The sequence below is a fragment of the Prevotella sp. RM4 genome (assembly GCF_000701965.1).
Lineage (GTDB): Bacteria > Bacteroidota > Bacteroidia > Bacteroidales > Bacteroidaceae > Prevotella > Prevotella ruminicola.
Genome location: NZ_JNKG01000002.1, coordinates 54,707 through 77,760, shown reverse-complemented (window position 1 = coordinate 77,760; position 23,054 = coordinate 54,707). Strand labels below are relative to the sequence as shown.

At 49.0% G+C, this 23,054-nt stretch carries 22 protein-coding genes and 1 pseudogene; 11 read left to right on the top strand and 12 right to left on the bottom strand.

Annotated features, from left to right (window positions below):
* The 3 genes and pseudogenes from T499_RS14780 to pepT all read left to right on the top strand — a co-directional run.
* Window positions 1-316: pseudogene (locus T499_RS14780) on the top strand (hypothetical protein); the annotation flags it as partial.
* A gap of 82 nt (window positions 317-398) precedes the next feature.
* The gene (locus T499_RS14550; protein ID WP_157054458.1) at window positions 399-503 is read left to right on the top strand and encodes a smalltalk protein; all 105 of its coding nucleotides are present in this window, start codon (window positions 399-401) and stop codon (window positions 501-503) included.
* A gap of 335 nt (window positions 504-838) precedes the next feature.
* The gene (pepT, locus tag T499_RS0100880; protein ID WP_033149396.1) at window positions 839-2,062 is read left to right on the top strand and encodes a peptidase T; all 1,224 of its coding nucleotides are present in this window, start codon (window positions 839-841) and stop codon (window positions 2,060-2,062) included.
* Between the two features lie 38 nt (window positions 2,063-2,100).
* Here the strand turns inward: pepT and T499_RS0100875 are convergent, their stop codons facing one another.
* The 10 genes from T499_RS0100875 to T499_RS0100830 all read right to left on the bottom strand — a co-directional run bounded on the left by T499_RS0100875 (window position 2,101) and on the right by T499_RS0100830 (window position 14,324).
* Window positions 2,101-4,365, bottom strand: a complete 2,265-nt coding sequence (locus tag T499_RS0100875) for a cation:proton antiporter (RefSeq protein WP_033149395.1) — start codon at window positions 4,363-4,365, stop codon at window positions 2,101-2,103.
* Between the two features lie 12 nt (window positions 4,366-4,377).
* Window positions 4,378-7,191 carry a putative LPS assembly protein LptD gene (locus tag T499_RS0100870; protein ID WP_369793341.1) on the bottom strand — a complete coding sequence of 938 codons (2,814 nt, stop codon included), beginning with the start codon at window positions 7,189-7,191 and terminating at the stop codon, window positions 4,378-4,380.
* 121 nt (window positions 7,192-7,312) lie between these two features.
* Complete coding sequence (locus T499_RS0100865; protein ID WP_033149393.1) at window positions 7,313-7,852, bottom strand: HD domain-containing protein; 540 nt, start codon at window positions 7,850-7,852, stop codon at window positions 7,313-7,315.
* Between the two features lie 159 nt (window positions 7,853-8,011).
* Window positions 8,012-9,793, bottom strand: a complete 1,782-nt coding sequence (locus T499_RS0100860) for an oxaloacetate decarboxylase (protein ID WP_033149392.1) — start codon at window positions 9,791-9,793, stop codon at window positions 8,012-8,014.
* Window positions 9,794-10,531: 738 nt separating this feature from the next.
* Window positions 10,532-10,993, bottom strand: a complete 462-nt coding sequence (queF, locus tag T499_RS0100855) for a preQ(1) synthase (protein WP_033149408.1) — start codon at window positions 10,991-10,993, stop codon at window positions 10,532-10,534.
* 12 nt (window positions 10,994-11,005) lie between these two features.
* Complete coding sequence (locus T499_RS0100850) at window positions 11,006-11,701, bottom strand: queuosine precursor transporter (RefSeq protein ID WP_013064422.1); 696 nt, start codon at window positions 11,699-11,701, stop codon at window positions 11,006-11,008.
* Between the two features lie 46 nt (window positions 11,702-11,747).
* Window positions 11,748-12,740 (bottom strand): calcium/sodium antiporter, encoded by a 993-nt coding sequence (locus T499_RS0100845; protein ID WP_013063960.1) that lies wholly within the window; start codon window positions 12,738-12,740, stop codon window positions 11,748-11,750.
* Between the two features lie 14 nt (window positions 12,741-12,754).
* Window positions 12,755-13,135: an RNA-binding S4 domain-containing protein gene (locus T499_RS0100840; protein ID WP_013063238.1), complete on the bottom strand. Its 381-nt coding sequence runs from the start codon at window positions 13,133-13,135 to the stop codon at window positions 12,755-12,757.
* A gap of 3 nt (window positions 13,136-13,138) precedes the next feature.
* Window positions 13,139-13,711, bottom strand: coding sequence for an aminoacyl-tRNA hydrolase (pth, locus tag T499_RS0100835; protein ID WP_028907404.1), 573 nt, complete (start codon window positions 13,709-13,711; stop codon window positions 13,139-13,141).
* A 16-nt stretch (window positions 13,712-13,727) separates the two neighbouring features.
* A complete protein-coding gene (locus tag T499_RS0100830; RefSeq protein WP_033149391.1) occupies window positions 13,728-14,324 on the bottom strand; it encodes a 50S ribosomal protein L25/general stress protein Ctc in 597 nt (198 codons plus the stop codon).
* Between the two features lie 251 nt (window positions 14,325-14,575).
* Here T499_RS0100830 and nusB point away from each other — a divergent pair, with 251 nt between their 5' ends.
* Genes nusB through T499_RS0100805 form a run of 5 tightly spaced genes read left to right on the top strand, consistent with a single transcriptional unit; the run spans window position 14,576 to window position 17,826 of the window.
* A complete protein-coding gene (gene nusB, locus T499_RS0100825) occupies window positions 14,576-15,562 on the top strand; it encodes a transcription antitermination factor NusB (RefSeq protein ID WP_052173252.1) in 987 nt (328 codons plus the stop codon).
* Entirely contained in the window at window positions 15,555-15,875 is a 321-nt protein-coding gene (yajC, locus tag T499_RS0100820) for a preprotein translocase subunit YajC (RefSeq protein WP_028907406.1), read from the top strand. Before nusB ends, yajC begins: the two co-directional genes overlap by 8 nt.
* Window positions 15,876-16,865 (top strand): YbbR-like domain-containing protein, encoded by a 990-nt coding sequence (locus T499_RS0100815; protein WP_052173249.1) that lies wholly within the window; start codon window positions 15,876-15,878, stop codon window positions 16,863-16,865.
* Window positions 16,862-17,428 (top strand): dephospho-CoA kinase, encoded by a 567-nt coding sequence (gene coaE / locus T499_RS0100810; protein WP_033149390.1) that lies wholly within the window; start codon window positions 16,862-16,864, stop codon window positions 17,426-17,428. Before T499_RS0100815 ends, coaE begins: the two co-directional genes overlap by 4 nt.
* Complete coding sequence (locus T499_RS0100805) at window positions 17,410-17,826, top strand: DUF5606 family protein (protein WP_028907409.1); 417 nt, start codon at window positions 17,410-17,412, stop codon at window positions 17,824-17,826. Before coaE ends, T499_RS0100805 begins: the two co-directional genes overlap by 19 nt.
* A gap of 148 nt (window positions 17,827-17,974) precedes the next feature.
* On the opposite strand, the gene T499_RS0100800 is transcribed toward T499_RS0100805, so the two are convergent.
* Both T499_RS0100800 and T499_RS0100795 read right to left on the bottom strand, forming a co-directional pair.
* On the bottom strand, window positions 17,975-19,516 hold the full coding sequence (locus tag T499_RS0100800) for a RapZ C-terminal domain-containing protein (RefSeq protein WP_033149389.1): 1,542 nt from the start codon (window positions 19,514-19,516) through the stop codon (window positions 17,975-17,977).
* A gap of 174 nt (window positions 19,517-19,690) precedes the next feature.
* Window positions 19,691-20,674, bottom strand: a complete 984-nt coding sequence (locus T499_RS0100795; protein WP_033149388.1) for an ROK family protein — start codon at window positions 20,672-20,674, stop codon at window positions 19,691-19,693.
* A 172-nt stretch (window positions 20,675-20,846) separates the two neighbouring features.
* Here T499_RS0100795 and T499_RS0100790 point away from each other — a divergent pair, with 172 nt between their 5' ends.
* From T499_RS0100790 to rfbD, 3 genes are all read left to right on the top strand, one after another.
* Window positions 20,847-21,512: a LysE family translocator gene (locus T499_RS0100790; RefSeq protein WP_033149387.1), complete on the top strand. Its 666-nt coding sequence runs from the start codon at window positions 20,847-20,849 to the stop codon at window positions 21,510-21,512.
* An 8-nt stretch (window positions 21,513-21,520) separates the two neighbouring features.
* The gene (locus T499_RS0100785; protein ID WP_013064904.1) at window positions 21,521-22,066 is read left to right on the top strand and encodes a DUF4924 family protein; all 546 of its coding nucleotides are present in this window, start codon (window positions 21,521-21,523) and stop codon (window positions 22,064-22,066) included.
* 119 nt (window positions 22,067-22,185) lie between these two features.
* Window positions 22,186-23,043, top strand: coding sequence for a dTDP-4-dehydrorhamnose reductase (gene rfbD / locus T499_RS0100780; protein ID WP_033149386.1), 858 nt, complete (start codon window positions 22,186-22,188; stop codon window positions 23,041-23,043).
* Window positions 23,044-23,054 lie beyond the last annotated feature (11 nt).

The following is a 23,054-nucleotide window of genomic DNA, read 5'->3' as shown; positions in this document are numbered from 1 at the left end:
TACCTTCTTCACTACCCTGGAGAATGAGCCCGGCGGTGCTCCCAAGAAGGAGGAGTTTAATGTGGGTAAGAACCTGAAGGCTCTCCACATCCGATTCATGCCTGAGCAGGAGCAGGAGATGAACATCTCAAGTCGTGAGTTCCTGAAGAAGGCCGAGTTTGTGAATGCCGAGAGTCTGCTGAGCGGCGATGGTGAGAAGACCACCAACGGCGGTGGTGGCAGCCAGGGCGGCAATACCGGTGGAAACACCGGAGGCGGCGGAAATAGCGGCGGTGGCAATAGCGGTGGTGGAAGCCACGAGCCTATCGGAGACTAAGGGCTGGGGCTTAGGCCCCACCCTATTCCATTGACCATTAACCATTGACCATTGAGTAATAACCTTTTAAAGATTAACCATTATGACAAAGAAAGAGACATTAAAGTTTATCGTACAGATGATTGCCAGTATCGCAACTGCGATTGTAACGGCCCTAGGTGCCACATCGTGCATGGGCGCCATGTAGATAGCCAAGGACCTGCACTTGCGCGGCCCGCCACGCATACTGCAGCAGGCTCTATCATATCACCCTCAGGTTTCAAAGCGAAGCCTGAGGGATTTTTCTTCCTGTATAAATTATGTTAAAGCTTTCGAGGAATTGCATATCATTAAGAAATAATACTTATATTTGCACCGAAAAAAGATCTTAATGGTTAAGGTTTATGGTTGATTAATTTAGTTTTTTAAGATTATATGGGGAGCCAACAGTGATGTTCGCTTCCCGTTTTTTATGTAATAAATGCCAATAATCGGGCAAAGATGATGGAATTTGAAAGAAAAACATTATCTTTGCAGGCAATTATGGACATTACAGAAAGATTTATAAACTATACGCAGTTTGACACACAGTCGGCTGAGGATAGTGACACCGTACCGAGTACGGCGAAACAACTGGTGTTTGCCGAGTACTTGAAGAAAGAACTGGAACATGAGGGACTGAGTGATGTGGAGATGGACGAGAAGGGTTACATCTACGCTACACTAAAGGCCAACACGAAAGATGAGATTCCTACCATCGGATTTATTTCGCACTACGATACCAGCCCCGACTGCTCGGGTGCTGACATCAAGCCACACATTGTACGCAACTACGACGGCAGCGATATTCTGCTTTCGGAGGGTATTATGATGAGTCCCACCAAATTCCCCGAGCTGCTGCAGCACACAGGCGAGGACCTGATTGTGACGGATGGTACCACACTATTAGGTGCCGACGACAAGGCGGGCATAGCCGAGATAGTAGAGGCGATGTGCTACCTGCGCGACCACAAGGAGATAAAGCATGGCGACATACGCGTGGCCTTTAACCCCGACGAGGAGATTGGTATGGGCGCGCACCACTTTGATGTAGAGAAATTCGGTTGCGAATGGGGATACACCATGGATGGCGGCGATGTGGGCGAGCTGGAGTTTGAGAACTTTAATGCTGCCAGCGCCAAGATATATATAAAAGGTGTAAGCGTGCATCCTGGCTATGCTAAGGACAAGATGGTGAATGCCAACCTGCTGGCGATGGAACTGGCTGCGATGCTGCCTGCGGATGAGCGCCCGGAGACTACCGAGGGTTATCAGGGATTCTATCACCTGCTGGGTGTACAGGGAAGTGTTGAGAAGGCGAGCATGCACTACATTATACGCGATCACGACCGCGACCGTTTTGAGGAGCGCAAGCGCACACTGGCCAGCGTGGTGGCTGCGATGAACGAGAAATATGGTGAGGGTACTGTAACACTTGAAACAAAGGACCAGTACTACAATATGAAGGAGAAGATTGACCCGCAGATGCACGTGATAGATCTGGTGCTGCATGCTATGCAGGACTGCGGTGTGGCTCCGAAAGTAAAACCTATCCGTGGTGGTACGGATGGTGCACAGCTGAGTTTTAAAGGATTGCCCTGCCCTAACATTTTTGCGGGCGGCGTGAACTTTCATGGACCTTACGAGTTTGTAAGCATCCAATCAATGGAAAAAGCCAAGCAAGTAATCGTCAAAATCTGCGAACTCACTGCCGGCTTTAATCTTTAAACATTAAACATTAAACATTAAACATTAAAGATTGATGTTTAATCCTTAATATTAAACAGGGCGTCGAGCGATTCTTGCTCGCCTACCACCCAGATGATATCACCTGCACGGAACTTACGATTAGGATTATAGGGGGAGAGGCTTTCCTTTCCCTCTTCTAATCCTACCACCATACAACTGAAGCGATCGCGGATACGACTCTCGATGAGGGTCTGACCCACAAACGGACTGTCGGTACCGATAATGAGTTGGCGCAACTTCATCTCGCGCATCTCCACATCTACATCGATACCCAGCACCTCGTTCTCGATGGCATCGCGGAAAGCGGTGAACTGCTGGTCGCTACCGATGACCTGAAGCACATCGCCTGGGAACAGGATGTTATAACCATCGGGGATGTTTATACGACGGCCTCCACGCAGGATACTACTAACATGCACACCGTACTTGGTACCCAACTTGAGCTGTGCCAATGACTGTCCCATCCAACAAGAGTTGAACGGCACCGTGAAATCGGCAATATGGATATCACGATCGAGCAGCTTGCCCTCGTAGAGCGGACGTTTCTTGCCATGCACCTGGGCCTCGATATCGCGCGAACGCAGGTTCTGAATAAACAGGCGCTCGAGTGTGATGCTACGGTGCTTGGTACGGCGTGAGAGGATGATGAGCACGATGACTACAAAACCGATGGTAATCATCAAGGCATTGGTGAATCGGCTGAGGAAATTGCAGATGTAGAAGATAAAGCTGACGGCAATGAGGAAACGCACGAGGATGGTGAACAGCAATGGCAAACGGTTGCGATTGCTCTCGGCCCACAGGGCTTTCCACTCCTCGCTGTGATTCTTCTTCATGACCATGGCACGCAGGAAGGGTGCGATGAGGGCCACGGTGAGCACACCGGTGATGGCGTTGGCATACCAATGAAGCTCCCAGCCGGGCAGCATTTTGCGGGTTACGGGCAGCACAAAGGCAAACATCATGGCAATGGATGCCGACGAAAGGATGGAGTAAACAATGGTGTTGATGGTCATCTGCGTGAGCAGGCGCTTCCACTTGCTCTCCTCCTGACTATGCGTATTGCCCATGGCCAACTGGTTAAGCGACTTGATAAGCTTACCAGGCAGACGCTTCTCAAGGTTATTATAGGCTGGCGTGGCCAGACGAATCATGTAAGGAGTCAAGAAGGTAGTGATGACAGATACGGCTACCACCACGGGATAAAGGAAATCGCCAATAACGCCCAGCGACAAACCTAACGAGGCGATGATGAACGAGAACTCACCAATCTGCGCCATCGAAAAGCCGCAACGCATGGCCGACTTGAGCGACTGGCCGCCCAACATAAACGAGATGGTGCCGAACAGGCTCTGACCCACGATAATGGTGAGTACCAGGCAGAGAATAGGTATGGCATATTCGACCAGAATCTTTGGATCGACCAGCATACCTACCGACACGAAGAACACGGCACCGAAGAGGTTCTTAACAGGCTCGACGAGTTTCTCGATACGCTCGGCCTCGATGGTCTCGGCCAGGATGCTACCCATGATAAAAGCACCGAAAGCTGAGCTGAAACCAACCTTGGTTGAGAACACCGCCATGGCACAACACAAGCCTAAGGCTACGATGAGCAGCACCTCGTTATTGATGAGTCGGCGCACGCGGCGCAAAAACAGCGGGATGGCAAAGATACCCACCACCAGCCATAGTATCAGGAAGAAACCGATACGCATGACCGACTGCAAAAGCTGTCCGCCACCCATATCAGAACCGCTAGCCAAGGCACTCAGCATCACCATCATGACAATGGCCAGGATATCCTCGAGTATAAGCACACTCATAACCATGCCCGCAAACTGCTGCTGGCGCAATCCGAGATCGTCGAAAGCTTTATAGATAATAGTGGTACTCGACATGGCGAGCATACCTCCAAGGAAGATGCAGTCCATCTTACCCCAACCGAACACATGGCCCACCACGATACCGAGCATCATCATACAAAAGATGATGGTGATAGCGGATATGACGGGCGAGGCGCCCATCTTAAGAATCTTCTTGAACGAGAAATCCAATCCCAACGAGAACAGCAGGAACATCACACCGATATCGGCCCACAGGTGTACGTTGGCCATATCAACAGCCGATGGCGTATAGGTCATGTTAGGACTAACCAGGAAACCTGCCACGATGTAGCCCAGCACAAGGGGCTGCTTTAAGCGTTTAAATATGAGCGTAACCACACCTGCCACCATCAAGATGAGTGCCAGGTCGGCTATCATTGGGGGTAATTCTGCCATAGCGTACTAAGTTTAGTACCACTGCACAGCGTTTGAGTAACTTGAGCGCTTGTCGTACTTGAGCGCATCGGTAAGCGTTGACGCGTTACAGCGGAATGAGAAGTTATAACTAGTGTATGGTGCCAACACTACCGAGCACGACATATTGAAGCAATGGAGGTCGCGATTAAGTGAGGCCGTTGTCATAGATATCTTCTTATTATCGAAATCGTAACCAGATGAGAACGAGATGTTCCATCCGTCGCTGATGCGCAGGTTACCACTTACATTGAGGTTCTGACTAAACTTATAAGGATAGCGCATGGTGTTGTAGTTGAACTTTGAGAGGGTCTGGTCCTCACGCATGGTAACACCATAACCGATACTCAGGCTCCAAGGCATCTGGAAGGCCATGTAGCCATCCTCGTCGGTCTCGGCTTTCGAACCGCTACCTTTACGATTAGCCCCATGCTTGGCTTTCTCCATATCCTTATCTACGTTCGACTCGAGGGTGTCGTCCCACTCATCGTCTTCGTTATCGTCGTTCTTACGTTCTTTCTTATCCACTTTCTCGCCACGTAAGCGCTTAAAGAAGTTAACAATCTTCTCGTTGTTGAGGGTATAAGAAAGGTTCTGCGAGATACCCTGGAATCGGCCGAGTTTACCCATACCCCAATAAGTCTTGTGTTCAGATACACGTGGTACGGCACCCACGCTATCGGCCTCGTAAACATACGAAGCAAACACCGCGTTGAGGTTCAAGGTATAGTTCTTAGAGAGTTTGAGTCGCAAACTGGTTGACAGGTCGCTCCAAGGACGGATATCGGCAGCAAAGTTATACGACATCGACATGCGGAACTCGTCGATGAGCGAAATCTTCTTAAAGCCTGTAGAGTCGTCGTCGCTCTTAACCTTCATTTCGAGGTTCTGCGAAAGGTCCATCGAGAGGCTACCGGTTTTACCCTTGCCAGGCACACCATAGGTACCAATCTGATAGGGTGAGTACTCAACCATGGTTACCTTACCATCGGCATCGGTTTTCTGATAGTAGTCGTAATAGCCATAGCGCGATGCACTGAAGTCAGGTGCATAGCTGAAGCTAACGGTTGGGGTAACCACGTGGCGGATAGCATTAATCTTATCGCCGAATATCTTACGGTTGGGCACCCACATACCGTAAAGCTTGGTAGAGGCGCCAATACTGAAGTTCCAGTTGTAAACGTTATAGAAACCGCTCAGGGTATCTACTACCTCGCGCTGAGCAGCGGCATCCCAGCCCTTGTGTACCTTACTGAAATAGGTACGGTCGGTAAAGTTGAACGATGGGTTGAGGTTGAGATAGCCGAACAGGGTAAAGTTACCGCTGATAGGTATATTGTGCTGCATGCCGTTCTTCCAGTCCTTTGAGAGCGACGAGTGCAGCAGTTTATCCTCTTTAGTGGTTATCTCGTTCTTGATCTGACCCGTGTATTGCATCGAGATCTTCTCGTACCAGCGCTCATTACCTGCCCTCTTTTTACGCTTGAAGGGATAGAAACGGGCGATTGAGATATTCAGATCGGGCAATGTGAGCGAGATAGTACTATCGCGCATGTTCTGGTTTAAGTTGGTGGTTGAGCTCAATGTCATACCGATGCTCGAGAACGTGGTGCTCCACGATACTGATGAGGTACGTGTTGACTGTGTGAGCGTTTGCGGATTGTACATCGAGGTAAGGTTATTGCGCTCGTAGCTACTGGTGGCAAAGTTTACGTTTGCCGAGAGCTGCGAGTAAGGGTTGGCCTTAGCATCCTGACGATGGCTCCATACTACCTTAAAGCTGGTTTGCTTAGAGTAGTCGGGCATATTCTTCTCGCCGTTGATGGTATTCTGATAGCTGGCCATGAACGAACCGCTGTAGCGATAACGCTTGCGATAGTTAGAGGCTGCCGAGAGGCCCCACGAGCCTTTGGTATAGATTTCACCTATCAGCTTCAGGTCCATCTTATCGTTGATGGCAAAGTAGTAACCACCATCGCGCAGATAGAAACCACGCTCGGTCTCATCACCATAGGTAGGCATGATGAGTCCGCTTGAGTAGCTCTTGGTGAAGGGGAAGAATCCGTAAGGGATAGCCAATGGCAGAGGCACATCGGCCACAACCAGATAGGTAGGACCGAACACCACATCCTTACCAGGGCGCACCTTGGCACGCGACATGGCGAGGTAGAAATCGGGATGCGGATCGTCGCAAGTGGTATAACGACCGTGCTGCAGGAACATCTCGCCATCAGCACCGCGCTTCGTCAGTTCGCTGGTAAGGAAACCTTCTTCCTGCTGCGTATATACGTTCGAAATCAAACCTTTCTTGGTCTTGAAGTTAAAGGCCATGGTATCGTTCTGGTACTCATCGTTACCCATCTTGAAAACGGGGGTACCTTTGAGTCCGTTGGCTGTAGAATCGAAACTACCTGTGGCATGTACCAAACTGCTGTCAAGACTCATATAAATCTTGTCGCTCTGCAGGTCCATATTCTGATACTTCACCTTCGAGTCGCCATACAGATGTGCCAAACCCGAAGCTGCCTCGTATGTAAGCGAGTCCTCAGCCGAATACTCTACTGGTGAATCGATACCATTTTTGCGGCGCTTATTGATACTATCCTGCGCCAACGAATCGTCGATAGCTTTGTTGTGACGATATATGGCGAGCTGAATAGAGTCCATCTGAGTGGTATCGATGGTAGCCTTAATGGTGTCGAAGGCTGCTTTGATGGTATCCTTTACGATGCTATCTGTGGGAATACTATCATTGTTACCAGAGCCTTGCTGAACTCTGGAAACCATCTTCATGGGCACTTCCGCCATCACCAAAAGGATAACGAAAGCGAACACAATCAATACCGATTTTCTTTTCACGGGTGCAAAATTACAAATAATTCTGCGATTTTCGCCATAGATTAACAGAGATTATCACAAAAATTTTACTTTATTCGAACATATCCACCCATTTCAGGAACTTCTGCACGCCTTCGGCACCGAATTTCTCCAAACTCTGTGCTGTTTCTACTACCGAACGCTCGTGGGCTACATGCGACTTTGAATAGAACTTATCGGCATAGCACACCACCTGCTCTTCGAGTGTCTCAGGCTCGTAACTACGGTCGAGAGGCAATGGCAGTTGCTGGCGCTCAATCTGTGTACGGGTAAGACCTGTACCGGTATGACGTTCGCACACCAGCGCGTGGCGCAAAAAGCCCTCGTTGCGCAGTATCTCGCCACCTAAATAACCATGACAGATGTAAGGTTCGGTGCCTACACACTGGATACTGGGGGCATTACAACGAAAAATGCCGATATCGTGCAGCATGGCTGCCTCTTCCAAAAAATCGGTATCCAGACGTAGTTCGGGGTGCTGCTTGGCAATCTTCAAGCATCTATCCGCCACCTGACGAGAATGATGCATCAGCAAACGCTTAAGCTCATTATCCTCAGGATAATATTTATCAATTATTGATTGGTAATCCATATAATAAAAATTTGGCACGGATGGAAATAATAAATTGGCACGGATTAACGCGGCTCTTTTATAAGAAACACTGCTTTTTCACTACAGCCGTGTCTTTAATAAAATTAAAGCCGTGTAAATCCGTGCCTAAAACATATCCGTGCCTAAAACTATATAAGTTTAAGCTTCGCGCTCAATCCAGGCGATGGTGTCGCCCTGACGAATGTTCTGACCAGGCTTAACGCTGATATCAACCAGCTTACCACCCATAGCGGCAGGGATTGATACAATCTCGCCCCACTTGGTCTGCAGATAACAGAAGGTGTCGCCCTCCTTGTACTTCTGACCGATGAATGGCTCAACACATGGTGCCAGTACACCTTCGCCACCGAAGCCCCACAACAGCTGACCAGCCAGAGGAGCCTTTACAGCGTCGGCCTTAGCATGCTTGATAGCGTCGATCTCTTCCTGCGAAATCTTCTGACCACCACCCAGCTTGGCATCCTTAGCCTTCTGGATATCAGCCAGCAGCTGCTTCTTAGCCTGACCGCTCTTGAATGGACGGTACTGCTCGGGGTGCATAGCCAGCTCGAACAGCTCCTCGTCGTCCTGTCCGTAATCCCAACCGTTCTCGCCCATCTCCTTGCGGAAGGTATCGAGTGAGTTCTCCAACAGTGTGTGAGGATCGGCATCAGTGAACTTAAGACCCTTCTTCTCAGCCAGCTCAACCAGCTCGGGAGCGATTGTTCCGGGCACCTTACCGCTCTTACCAAGAATCATACCCCAGATGGCATCGTCCATCATCACGTAACGACCCTTACCCTGCTCCATGGTGAGGAGGTTCATCAGAGCGATATTCTTAGTGTACTGAGAGAATGGTGTTACCAATGGGGGATAACCAACGCGTGGCCATACATACTCAACCTCGTTGAACAGCTTAACCAGCATATCGTCCATAGTGAGTGCGTTCTCACCCTTCTTCTCGCGTTCCTTATTAATCATCTTCTGGATAGGACCAAGATCGGCCATCATAGATCCCATCATACCACCAGGCAGACCGCAACCAAGCAACAGTGATGACATGTGCTTGTTAGCAGGGTTGATGAAGCAACCCAACCAGTCGTCGATAAACTCCTGAGTGAGTGTACGTGCCTGCATATAGGCGTTCATATCCAGATCGGCCACCTCGAAGCCCTCGTTCTTCAGCATAGAACGAACCGAGATGATATCTGGGTGAACCTTACCCCATGACAGAGGCTCGATAGCAGTATCGATTACGTCGGCACCGTTGTTACAAACCTCGAGGATAGATGCCATCGACAATCCAGGACCTGAGTGACCGTGATACTGAATGATGATATCGGGGTGCTTGGTCTTGATAGCCTTGGTAAGAGCACCCAGCATAGCAGGCTGACCGATACCAGCCATATCCTTCAAACAGATCTCCTCGGCACCAGCAGCGATTACCTCATCAGCAATAGCAGCATAGTACTCAACGGTGTGAACTGGCGAAGTGGTGATACACAGTGTAGCCTGAGGTGTCATGCCACCCTCCTTGGCCCACTTGATACTTGGAATGATATTACGGGTATCGTTTAATCCACAGAAGATACGAGTGATATCTACACCCTGAGCGTGCTTAACCTTATACATCAGAGCACGAACATCATCGGGTACAGGATACATACGGAGTGCGTTGAGACCGCGATCCAGCATGTGAGTCTTAATGCCAACCTCGTTGAAAGGCTTACAGAAAGCACGAACAGCCAGGTTAGGATTCTCACCTGCCATCAGGTTCACCTGCTCAAAGGCACCACCATTGGTTTCTACTCGGGCAAAACAGCCCATATCGATAATGGCGGGCGCAATGCGTTCCAGCTGGTCTTTACGAGGCTGGAATTTGCCTGAACTCTGCCACATGTCTCTGTAAACGAGACTGAATTGAATCTTCTTTTTTGCCATATTTTATAAGCTTATTTTCGAAATTTGAATGCAAATATAGCACTTTTTCTGCACATAGCGGCAAATATCCTACAAATTTTATAATTTTTAGTAGTGGCATAGGCTTTTCGCGAGTATCTATACAGAAGATTTTCATTTCTTTCGTCACCGAAAGAAACGAAACAAAGAAAGGTGCGAAAACGTCCTGAGCTCGGAGGCCGGAACACAAATTCTTCAAATCACTCAAAGAACTCGCTCCGCTCAAACAGCTTTTCGTATTTCGTTGCTCAGATTGCGTTCCGCAATCAGAGACTCAATGTTGATTCAAAGAATTTGCATTCCTCTGAAGACCTCCTCGTGCGGAATGTTTTCGAGTGATTTATCACGAGAAAGCATGAAGCACGATGTGCGGTTACGGCTTTGCCGCTTCGCTTGTCGAAGCGCTCGACCTTGGTCGCTTGCTACCGAAGGGACGCAAGAGTGTTTTCGAACGTAGCACTTCGAGGGATTTATCCCAATGAAAGCAAGTAACTAGAGAAAAAGAAAGTAATCCCAAAAACATTCCGCACGAGGAGGTCTTTAGAGGAATTATATTTTTTTGAAGCGATATTGAGTCTCTGATTGCGGAGCAATCTGAGCAACGAAATACGAAATGCTGTTTGAGCGCAGCGAGTTCATTGAGTGCTTTGAAAAAATATGGTTCCGGCCTCCGAGCCAGGACGTTTTTGGGACTACTTTCTTTTTCGACCCACGCGAGGACTACTTAAACGTGTGGTTCATCAGTCTTTGTTCGGCGAGAGCTTCGAATTTGGTGCCGGGGCGACCGTAGTTGGCGTAGGGGTAGATGCTGATACCACCACGGGGAGTGAAAAGACCGATTACCTCGATGTACTTGGGATCCATGAGACGAACCAAGTCCTTCATAATCACATTCACACAATCCTCGTGGAAATCACCATGGTTACGGAAGCTGAACAGATAGAGCTTCAAACTCTTACTCTCCACCATCTTCTCACCCGGAATATACATAATCTTGATCTCAGCGAAATCAGGCTGACCCGTGATTGGACACAGCGATGTAAACTCAGGACAGTTAAACTGTACCCAGTAATCATTCTCAGGATGCTTGTTCATAAAAGTCTCAAGCACCTCGGGTGCATAATCGCTCTTGTACTCAGTCTTCTTACCGAGTGCCTGCAAACCTTCTTGTTCTCTCATCATAAACATTAAATATTAAAGTTCCTTGACCTTGAAGATGTTGTACGTTACATCCTTGTCGAACACATCCTCGTGGTCGTGCTTCTTGGTAAAGTTTACCACACGGATGGTTACAGGAAGTGCAATGATTTCGTAAACCGTCTTCAGTGTTACCTGTGTGATAACCAGCGATGGCATCTCCTCCCAGGGGATAACACCACCCAGCGCCAGGGGGAAGAAGATGATTGAGTCGGTAAGCTCACCCCAGACAGTACTCATCACGGCACGTGCCGAGAAATTCTTACCGTTCGAGCTCAACTTCATTTTACTCATCACGTAGGCATTCATAAACGATCCTGCCAGGAAAGCCAGGAACGATGCACCGGCGATACGAGGCGCCAATCCGAAAATCTGATGGAATCCCTCCTCACCATGCCAGTACGAGGCACCAGGAATCCAGTCGGCGATGGCACCAAACACCACAAACATAAAGTTCATGGCAAAGCCCAGCCAGATGAGCAGACGCGTACGACGGTATCCCCACACCTCGCAAACCACATCGTTGATGATGTAACTTACGGGGAACACAATGAGTCCAGCCGTCATGTTAGCAGGTCCAAACGAAATCTGTTTTGTCTCCAATACGTTTGCCGTAATCAGGCACACGCAAAACAGTATGCCGTAAAACATAAACAGCACACTGATTCTCTGATTGTCTTTTAATTTTTCCATATTTCTTGTTTTTTTAAAGGGGGTGTTCAAGTACCCCTGTTATCCATTACAACAGATACAGCAACCAACCCATGTAACCCATAAAGGTAAGTATCAGTACCCATCCCTCGCGGCGCGATACAAAATACTTGGTGATTGCGAATATCCACATCAGTCCAATACTAATCAGCATCATCATCAAGTCGACGATGGTGATACCCATAATGCGCATGGGGTGAACCACCGAAGTGATGCCGAGAATAAGCAGAATATTAAACACATTCGAGCCGATGACATTTCCGATAGCCATGGCCGAACGACCCTTGTAAGCAGCCACCACGCTGGTAGCCAACTCGGGTAGCGACGTACCGCCAGCCACAATGGTAAGACCTACCACACTCTGTCGGATACCGAAACGATAAGCCACATAAGTAGCACCGTTTACAAAGATATGACTGCCCACGATTAAGCAGCCCAGTCCGAGACCAATCCAGAACAGGTTACGCCACAGGTGTGTATAATCCTTCTTGGGCTTTTCGCGCTCCACGCCCAGCTCCTCGTCAAGGAAATCCAACTTTCCATCTTTTGCAGCCATCTGGAAGGTGTAAACCATAAAGGCCACAAAGCCGATGAGCAGGATGATACCATCCGAACGACTGATTTCGTTACCCCACAGGTGTACAGAGCCCATATCGTCGGCACACAGCATAAAGAGCAGCAACGAAGCACCGATGGCAAAGGGGATATCCTTCTTAACCGTGTTGGGTGCCACAGCGATTGGTGCTACTGCAGCCGAACAACCCACTATGAGCAGGGTGTTGAAGATGTTAGAACCTATCACATTACCTACGGCCAGATCGGGTGTACCCTTCAGGGCCGACATCAGACTCACAAACAGCTCGGGCGCCGAAGTGCCGGCAGCTACGATGGTAAGACCTATCACGATTTCGGGCACACGCATGTCGCGGGCCAGCTTTGAGGCTCCATCCGTCATACGATCGGCTCCCCAGATAACGAGGATGATACCTACGACGATCAGTCCGATGTTAAATAATGTCATAGTTTTCTCGGTTTTTATTCCATGTCGCTGATAAACGCATCCAAACTGCGACGATCCTTCTTGGTGGGACGACCGGTACCACGGGCACGATCAACGAAACCACTGATACGCGTCATCTCCAGCAGTTCGTACTGCTCGGGAGCCGTCACATTCTCGTAGATTTCGGGCAGGAGTTTTGCTCCTACGCGCTGTTCGATAGTCTTCAGAATACGGAACGAGTAGGTAATGGGCGGTTTGCGCACGCTTACAGTCTCGCCTACCTTTACCATACGCGAGGGTTTTACGTTCACCCCACCGATGGTAACGCGACCGTTCTTACAAGCATCGGCTGCAATAGAGCGGGTCTTAAAGATACGCGATGCCCAAAGCCACTTGTCAATTCTTGCTTCTTCCATAAACTATTTCTTGCCCAGTTTGTTAAACTGGTTCATAGTAATATCAATACCAGCCAATACAAAGCTCTTGATAATTTCGCAAGCAGTATCGATACTTGGTGCGAGGGTTTTCATATCCTCCTCGTCGTACTTGCCGAGCACCCAATCCACCTGCATGCCACGTGGAAAATCGTTGCCGATGCCCATACGCAGGCGCGCATAATTCTGTCCGATGAGCTGCTGAATATGGCCCAATCCATTATGTCCACCATTAGAGCCACCAGCCTTCAAGCGGAAAGCGCCGAGGGGCAGAGCTACATCGTCGCTGATAACCAGCAGTCGGCTCTGTTCGATATTTTCCTTGTTCAACCAGTAACGAACGGCGTTACCGCTCAGGTTCATGTAGGTGGACGGTTTGAGCAGGATAACTTTACGGCCCTTCAGCGATGTTTCGGCCACAAAACCATAGCGCTTATCATCAAAATGAATATTGGATGCCTTAGCAAAAGCATCCAATACCATAAAGCCTGTATTGTGGCGGGTGTTCTCGTACTCGTCGCCGATATTTCCCAGTCCAACAATCAAGTACTTATCCATTCGCTAAATTGGATAATTACTCAGCTGCAGCTGCAGCAGCAGAACGAGAAGCACGTGTAGCCTTAACTGAGCATACTACAACCTGAGCAGGAGTAGCGATCTGCAGACCATCGAAGTTCAGCTCAGCTACCTTGATAGCCTTACCGAGCTTGAGCTCTGTAACGTCTACATTCAGAACCTCAGGAATCTGCTTGTAAGGAGCTGTTACGTTCAGTGTGCGAACAGCCTGGCTCAGACGACCACCATCACGAACACCCTGAGCGTGACCAACGAGCTTAACAGGAATACCAATTGTGATTGGCTTCTCATCGTTAACCTCATAGAAGTCAACATGCAGCAGAGCATCTGTTGTTGGGTGGAACTGGAGCTCCTTCATTACAGCCTTGTGAGCCTCACCATCGATAGTCAGGTTTACAACATAAACATCGGGTGAATAAACAACACGACGGAGCTGTGAAGCAGGAATAGCAAATGACAGTGATACGGGCAGACCGTTCTCACCCTTTGCCTCACCGTACATGTTACAAGGTACAAGACCCTCCTTACGCATTTCCTTGCTGGCCTTCTTACCAGTTGTGGCACGCTTCTGGCCACTTACGCTAATTTCTTTCATAAATGTGTTACTCTAAATTAAGTTTAAAAAATTACGTTTTGCTTAATTCGCCATCACACGAATCTCGGCACGAAGCCGAAAAAGCGGTGCAAAGGTACTACTTTTTTTGATACCAACCAAATATTTGGCTAAAAAACCTCAATTTTCTGTATTTTTCTTGCTTATTCCGACCTTTTTTACTAATTTTGCAGCCGATTTAAACGAAAAGTTTATATATATAATAGGTATAATAATAAAAAACATCAAGTGAGATGATTAACAGAGAAATTATCAGAATTAAGATTGTTCAGTTAACCTACGCCTACTATCAAAACGGTAACAAGAACATCGACACGGCTGAAAAAGAGTTATTTTTCAGTCTCTCGAAAGCTTATGACCTCTACAACTACATGCTGGCCCTGATGGTGGCCGTAAATAAAGAAGCAAGCCGCCGTATGGAGGTGATGGTACAGCGTGCCAAGCGTGAAGGCACACCCGAGCCATCGCAGCGTTTTGTATTGAACCGTTTTGCCATTCAGTTGGCCGAGAATAAGCAGCTTAACGACTTTATCAGCACCCAGAAGAGCGGTTGGGACGAGAATGCCGCATTTGTAGCATCGCTGCTCGAGAAGATTGAGCAGAGCGAGGTTTATCAGGATTACATGAATAACCCCGAGGATAACTACGATGTGGACCGCGAATTCTGGCGCAAGATATATCGCACCCTGATTCAGGACAACGACGAGCTCGACGCTATTCTGGAGGACCAGAGCCTGTACTGGAACGACGATAAGACCATCGTTGATACATTTGTACTGAAGACCATCAAGCGTTTCGACGAGGCTAACGGCCCCAAGCAGGATTTGTTGCCCGAGTGGGACAGCGAGGAGGAGAAGGACTTTGCGCGCAAGGTGTTCCGTGCAGCTATCATGAATGCCGACGAGTACCAGCGCTACATGAGCGAGGCTTCGCGTAACTGGGATTTCTCACGTCTGGCTTACATGGATATCATCCTGATGCAGATTGCCATCGCCGAGATGATGACCCTGCCCAACGTGCCCATCAGCGTAACCATCAACGAGTATGTTGAGATTGCCAAGTTCTACTCTACCCCAAAGAGTGCCGGCTACATCAACGGTATGCTGGATGGTATCGCCCGCAACCTGGTTGAGAGCGGCCGCCTGGCTAAGTTCATCGAACCTAAGAAGGAGAGAGAATATAAACCCAAAAAACAAATTATAACAAAGAAACATGACTAATTTTGTACTCGCTGCACAGGCAGCACAGAACGGTAGCGGTATGAGCATGATTATCATGATGGTGGCTGTATTCGCCATCATGTGGTTCTTCATGATCCGCCCACAGCAGAAGAAACAGAAGGAAATCCAGAAGTTCCAGAACGAACTTTCTGAAGGTACCGAGGTAGTTACCGGTGGTGGTATCCACGGCACAGTTAAGAGCATCGACCTGGCTAAGAACACAGTCGACATCAAGATTGCTCGCGACGTGGTTGTTACCGTCGAGAAGACATCGGTTTACAAAGATATGGCAAGCACTCTGCAGAGCAAGTAAATGAAGAAGTATCTGGGAAGCATTGCACGATTTCTGCACAAGCTCCTTTTTAGCAAGACTAACAAGGAGCTGCTGATTTTCGTGTTCTTCCTGGCACTTTCGGGCATCTTCTGGCTGCAAACCACACTTAACGAGGTTTACGAGCGCGAGTTCGCCATCCCCGTGTCGGTAGTAGGTATTCCGAAGAATGCCGTGCTTACCAGCGACGAGACCGACACGGTGCGCGTAACCATCCGCGACAAGGGCATCACACTCCTTACTTATATGTATGGCGACATACTGCGTAAGGTAAATGTGAACTTTAAGAACTACTCGCACGGCAACGGTACTGGTGTGATTACACAGCAGGAGCTGCAGAAGCTGGTTTACCAGCAGCTGGCCAACGGATCGCGCATCACGGCTATGAAACCCGAGAAGCTGGAGTTCTATTACAACTACGGCGACAAGAAAACGGTGCCCGTACGCTGGAGCGGACGTGTAATTCCCGAGGAGCTGTTCTTTATTTCGCGTGTGGCTTACAGTCCCGATAGCGTTACCATCTACGCTTCGCCCGAAAAGCTGGATAGCATCAACGTGGTTTACACCGAGCAGCTTAACTACGCCAACTTCCGCGATACGCTGCGTGCTAACTGCGAACTGGCCAAGATTAAGGGCGTAAAGATGATACCCGACCATGTGCGTGTAACCTTCTGCACCGACGTACTTACCGAGGAGAGCATCGAGGGTGTACCCATCAAGGCCATCAATCTGCCTAAGGGCAAATCTATCCGCACATTCCCATCGCGCGTAAATGTAACATTCGTAACGGGTGTTAGTGTGTACCGAAATCTTAAGCCAACCGACTTCTACGTAGTGGCCGACTACAACGAGATTAAGGACCACCCGCAGGAAAAGTGCCACATTTATCTTAAGAGCGTGCCACGCGGCATTTCCAGAGCACGTTTGGAAACCAGCATGGTTGACTATCTGATCGAATCCGACGAAGAATGAAAATAGGTATTACGGGCGGCATTGGTAGTGGTAAAAGCTACGTGTGCCGTGTGCTGAAAGAGCAGGGCATCGAAGTTTTCGACTGCGACAGCGAGGCCAAACGCTTGATGCGTAACTCGCCTGAGCTGCGCCAGCAACTTACAGCGCTGATTGGTCCCGAAACCTATACTCCCGAAGGCATACTGAATAAGGCCGCAGTGGCCAAATTCCTACTGGCATCGCCTATCAATGCCAAGGCCATCGACGCCATCGTACACCCTGCCGTATTCGAGGCTTTCCGCCAAAGCGGGTTGGACTACATGGAGAGTGCCATCCTGTTCGAGAGCGGAGCCAATGTTCTGGTAGATAAGGTGATAGTGGTGATAGCCCCCAAGGAGATTCGTCTGCAGCGTGTGATGGAGCGCGACGGTATCAGTCGCGAACAGGCGCTGCAATGGATGAACCGCCAACTGCCACAGCAGGAGGTGATACGTAAGGCCGACTTTGTGCTGATTAACGATGGAGAAGCTGATATAGATAATCAAATTAATAAAATAATAAAACAATGCAACAAACCATTTTAGCTATTGCCGGCAAGCCCGGTTTATACAAGCTTGTTACCCGCGGTAACAACAATCTGATTGTAGAGGCTCTGGATGCTACTCACAAGCGCATGCCTGCCTTCGCAACCGATCGCATCACATCACTTGGCGATATCGCCATGTTTACCGAGACTGATGATGTGCCCCTGACAGATGTTCTCGACAACCTGAAGAAGCTGGAGAACGGTAAGCGTGCCAGCATCAACGAGAAGAAGGCCTCGTCAGCCGAGCTGCGCGAGTACTTTACAAAGGTACTGCCCGAGTGGGATCAGGATCGTGTAAAGGATAGCCACATCAAGAAGCTCATCACTTGGTACAACATCCTTATCGAGGCCGGTATCACCGACTTCAAGGACGAGGAGCCCGAGAGCGCTGAGTAATTTATTTTCTTTTAGGCACGGATTAACACGGCCTTAATAAATTAAAGACACGGCTATAGTTGCAATGCTAAAGCCGTGTCCTTTTTTATAAAAAAAAGCCGCGTAAATCCGTGCCAAAAAAAATCCGTGTAATCCGAGTAATCCGTGCCTAAATATTCTTTGCTTCGAAGGTTTGTTTGATTTTCTGTTCGCGATGTTCTACGCGAACCTCGATACCAAACTTTTCGTGGATATGCTCGGCTAAGTGCTGAGCCGAATACACACTGCGATGCTGACCACCTGTACATCCGAACGAGAACATCAGACTGGTAAAGCCACGCTGAATGTAGCGGCGCACATGCGCATCGGCCAACTTATAAACCGAATCCAGGAACGTCAGTATCTCACCATCATCCTCCAGGAATCGTATTACCGGTTCATCCAGTCCCGTCAGCTTTTTGTAAGGCTCATAACGGCCGGGGTTGTGCGTGCTACGACAGTCGAATACATAGCCACCACCGTTACCGCTCTCGTCCTCAGGTATGCCGTTGCGATACGAGAAGCTGAACACCTTAACCACCAGCGGTCCCTGCGCATCGTACTTCGAGAATGTAGCCGGTCCGTCCTGTGGATGGGCCTTATAAGGGTTCAAATCAGTCGTCTTATAACCATCGGCACGACTGGCCACCGTCTCAATCTGCTGGAACTGTGGCAGCTCTGTCAGCTTCTGCAGAATCTCCATCAAGTATGGATAATGCCAAGGCGTGCTGCTTGCCAACAACTCGCGAAGGTTCTGTATGGCAGGTGGAATGCTCTCAATAAAATGCTTTTTCTGCTCAAAATAGCCGCGGAATCCGTAAGCACCCAGCACCTGCAAGGTACGGAACAGCACAAACAGCGACAGGCGGTTTACAAAGTGGCGCACCGTGGGCACCTCGATGTAGTTCTTCAGCGAGTTGTAGTATTCATATACCAGTTCACGGCGCAACTTGTGCGGATACTTGGCCGAGGCCTGCCACAAGAACGAAGCCACATCGTAGTAAAACGGACCTTTTCGGCCGCCTTGGTAATCAATAAACCAAGGATTGCCATCGTGATCCAGCATCACGTTGCGAGCCTGGAAGTCGCGATACAGAAACGAATCGCTCTGTTCCGAAGTCAGGTCCTTCGCCATCAGTCGGAAGTCGGCCTCCAGCTTCAGCTCGTGGAAATCAATCTCCGTAGCCTTCAGGAAACAGTACTTAAAGTAGTTCAGGTCGAACAGCACACTGTCCACGTCAAACTCCGCCTGTGGGTAGCAGTTGTCGAATTCCAGGTCGCGCGCCCCCTGCATCTGCATCTTAGGCAGTTCGCGAATGGTGCGGCGCAGCAGTTCCTGCTCTTTCAGGGTGTAACGCCCTCCCGCTTCGCGTCCGCCTCGGATAGCGTCGAAAAGCGACATGCTACCCAAGTCGGTTTGCAGGTATCGCAGCTGGTCGTCGCTGGCAGCCAGAATCTTTGGCACCGGCATCTGCAGACGCGAAAAATGCTTGGTAAGATAGATAAACGCATGGTCCTCGTCGCGACTGGTACCTATCACGCCTATCACACTCTGTCCCTGCTGGTCGGTCAAACGGAAGTAAGTGCGGTTACTACCGCCCCCGGGAATCTGCTGAACATTAGCCGGCTCAGCTCCCCTCCATTGGGTATATAATTCGATAAGTTTCTCCATAATGCCTGCAAAGATACGAATAAGCGAGCAAAAATCCAAATATATTTGAGATTTTTCGAGCGGGAGTACCTTCAAGAAGGGCACAAAAAGGTACGAAAAATACCAACAAAAAGCGAGGGGCTCGCAGCATCACGCGGCGAGCCCCTCTAACCAATAATATTAACCTGTGATTATCTATACTTCCCAACCGATGGCTGAGGCACCGAGAACGGCTGCACTTGCGCCATCGAGACCTGAAACGAGGAACTTGGCCTTGTTCTTGAAGATCTTAAGAACGTGGGCATCGTAAGCCTCGCGGATAGGTTTCATAATCAGCTCGCCGGCCTTAACCATACCACCAAAGAAGATGAATGCCTCGGGTGATGAGAAGGCAGCGAAATCGGCACAAGCCTCGCCAAGCATCTTACCTGTAAACTCGTAGATATCCTTAGCCAGCTCGTCGCCCTTACCGGCAGCGATTGATACATCGAGCGATGTGATATCCTCGGGGTTCATGTCGCGCAGCAGTGATGGACGATCGGTCTTAGCCAGCATCTCACGAGCAGTACGAGCCACACCAGTAGCCGAGCAGTAGCACTCCAAGCAGCCTGTACGACCGCATCCGCAAGCGCGACCTTCCTCGCCACGAACCATTGTTACGTGACCCAGCTCGCCAGCAAAACCATCGTGACCGTAAAGCAGCTGTCCGTTAACAACAATACCCGAACCTACACCGGTACCAAGAGTGATAACGATGAAGTTCTTCATGCCACGAGCCACACCGTAAACCATCTCGCCGATAGCAGCGGCATTAGCATCGTTGGTAAGGGCTACGGGAATGCCTAATGCATCGCTGAACAGCTTAGCCAGGGGCACTACACCATTGTGAGCCCAAGGCAGATTAGGAGCAAACTCGATTGTGCCATTATAATAGTTGCCGTTAGGAGCACCAATACCCATGGCCTTGATTTTCTCGATACCACCAACCTGCTCGATGATAGGCTGCAAAGCCTGGACCGATGCGGCCACGTAATCATCTACATTACTGTAACCACCAGTTTTGATGGCTGTAGTGGCCTTGATATCGCCACGGGCATCAACAATACCAAATACCGAATTGGTACCTCCTAAGTCTAAGCCAATAACGTAAGGCTTAATTTCTGCGTTCTGTTCGTTCATAATTATAATAAGTTTATTAGTCTATATTAATATCGTATTTTGATTTCAAGGCACAAAATTACTAAAAAATTCGGCATAACACTTGACTTTTTACGGAAATTAACCATTATTTTATAAAAGAATGACTAAAATCAGCCGTAAGCGGAAATTTTTTCGTAACTTTGCACCCGTTATGCCAATTCATATACCAATAAATATATTAGACTTCATCTTTAAAGGGATGTTGATCGGTGTGATTGCCAGCGCACCGATGGGACCGGTAGGTATTCTGTGCGTACAGCGCACACTGAATAAAGGCCGCTGGTTTGGCTTTGCCACTGGCATAGGTGCCGCTGTGAGCGACATTATCTATGCGGCATTTGCTGGCTTCGGAATGTCGTTTGTGATGGATTTTATCACCAACGATCAGAACAGATTCTATCTGCAGATAGCGGGTAGCATATTGCTGCTGTGTTTCGGCTGGTACACCTACCATACCGACCCCACACAGAAAATGCACCAGAGCGGTAAGCAGCAGGGCACACTGTGGTACAACACGTGGACGGCCTTTCTGGTTACATTCTCTAATCCGCTCATCATCTTCCTGTTCCTGGCCATGTATGCCCAGTTTGCCTTTGTGCTGCCCAACCATCCGTTCGAGATGATTGTGGGTTTTGCCAGCATTGTAGCAGGCGCGCTGCTGTGGTGGTGGGGACTGACATGGCTGGTAGATCAGATACGCACTAAGTTTGATACTAACGGTATCAAGATCATCAACAAAGTAATTGGCGTGGCAGTAATCGTGGGCAGTATCATTATGCTGCTCGGACTAACCACCAACCTGGTAAGATTTTTTTAGCATAAAATATGTTTATAGCAAACGAACTTAGAAAAACCAACATTGCCGAGTATCTGCTGTATATGTGGCAGATGGAAGACACGGTGCGAGCATTCGACTGCTCGCTGCAACGCATCAAGCGCGAGTATATTGAGCGCTTTGACTACAACGACGAACAGAAGGAGGAAGAGACCGACTGGTTTGGCAACCTGATACGCATGATGAATCAGGAGGGATGCCGCGAGCAGGGACACCTGCAGATTAACAAGGTTACCATGCAGATGCTGATTGAGCTGCACCAGCAGCTGTTGCAGAGCAGCAAATTTCCCTTTTACAACACGGCTTACTACAAAGTGCTGCCCTTTATCGTAGAGCTGCGCAACCGTGGTGCCAACAAGGAGGAGAACGAGATTGAGACATGTTTTAACTCGCTGTACGGTGTGATGTTGCTGCGCCTGCAGAAGAAGGACATTTCGCCCGACACAGCACATGCCGTAAAGGAGATAACAACTTTTATCGGCATGCTCTCAGATTATTATAAAAAGGACAAAGAAGAAGGATTGAAATTCGAGTAATTATTAGGCACGGATTTACACGGCTTTTAATAAAAAGACACGGCTGGCTGCGCAAAAAAAGCAGTGTTTCTCTAAAAGAGAGCCGCGTAAATCCGTGCCAAGAAAAAAAATAGAGCGTCATGAGGATATTGATAACCGGATGCAATGGGCAGCTTGGAAACGAGATGCAGCTGCTGGAAAAGGAAAACCAGCAGCATACCTATTTTAATACGGATGTGGCTGAGCTGGATATTACCGACGAGGAAGCCATCAACCGATTTGTAACTGACAACGAGATTGACGGCATTGTGAACTGCGCCGCCTACACTGCCGTGGACAAGGCTGAGGAGAACCAGGAGCTGTGCCACAAGCTGAACGCCACCGCCCCAGGATTGCTGGCCAAAGCCATCGAGAAGCGTGGTGGATGGATGATTCAGATTTCTACCGACTATGTGTTCGACGGTACCAATCACCGCCCTTATACCGAGCAGGATAGTGTATGTCCCAACAGCACCTACGGTCGCACCAAGCTGGAAGGCGAGCAGGAGGTAACCAATGGTTGCAAGCGCTCGATGATTATCCGCACGGCATGGTTGTACTCTACATTCGGCAATAACTTTGTAAAGACGATGATTCGTTTGGGTAAGGAGAAGCCCGAGCTGGGTGTTATCTTCGACCAGATAGGTACACCTACTTATGCACGCGACTTGGCTGTAGCCATCTTTGCCGCCATCAATCAGGGCATCGTGCCAGGCATTTATCACTTCAGCAACGAGGGTGTTATCTCGTGGTACGACTTTACCAAGGCCATCCACCGCATTGCCGGTATCAACACTTGCCATGTGCGCCCTCTGCACACCAGCGAGTACCCTACTCCCGCCGCCCGTCCGCACTACAGCGTATTAGACAAAACAAAAATAAAGCAGACCTACAACATCGAAATCCCCTACTGGGAAACCAGCCTAGCCGAGTGCATCGCTCTTTTAGGCACGGATTAACACGGCTTTTT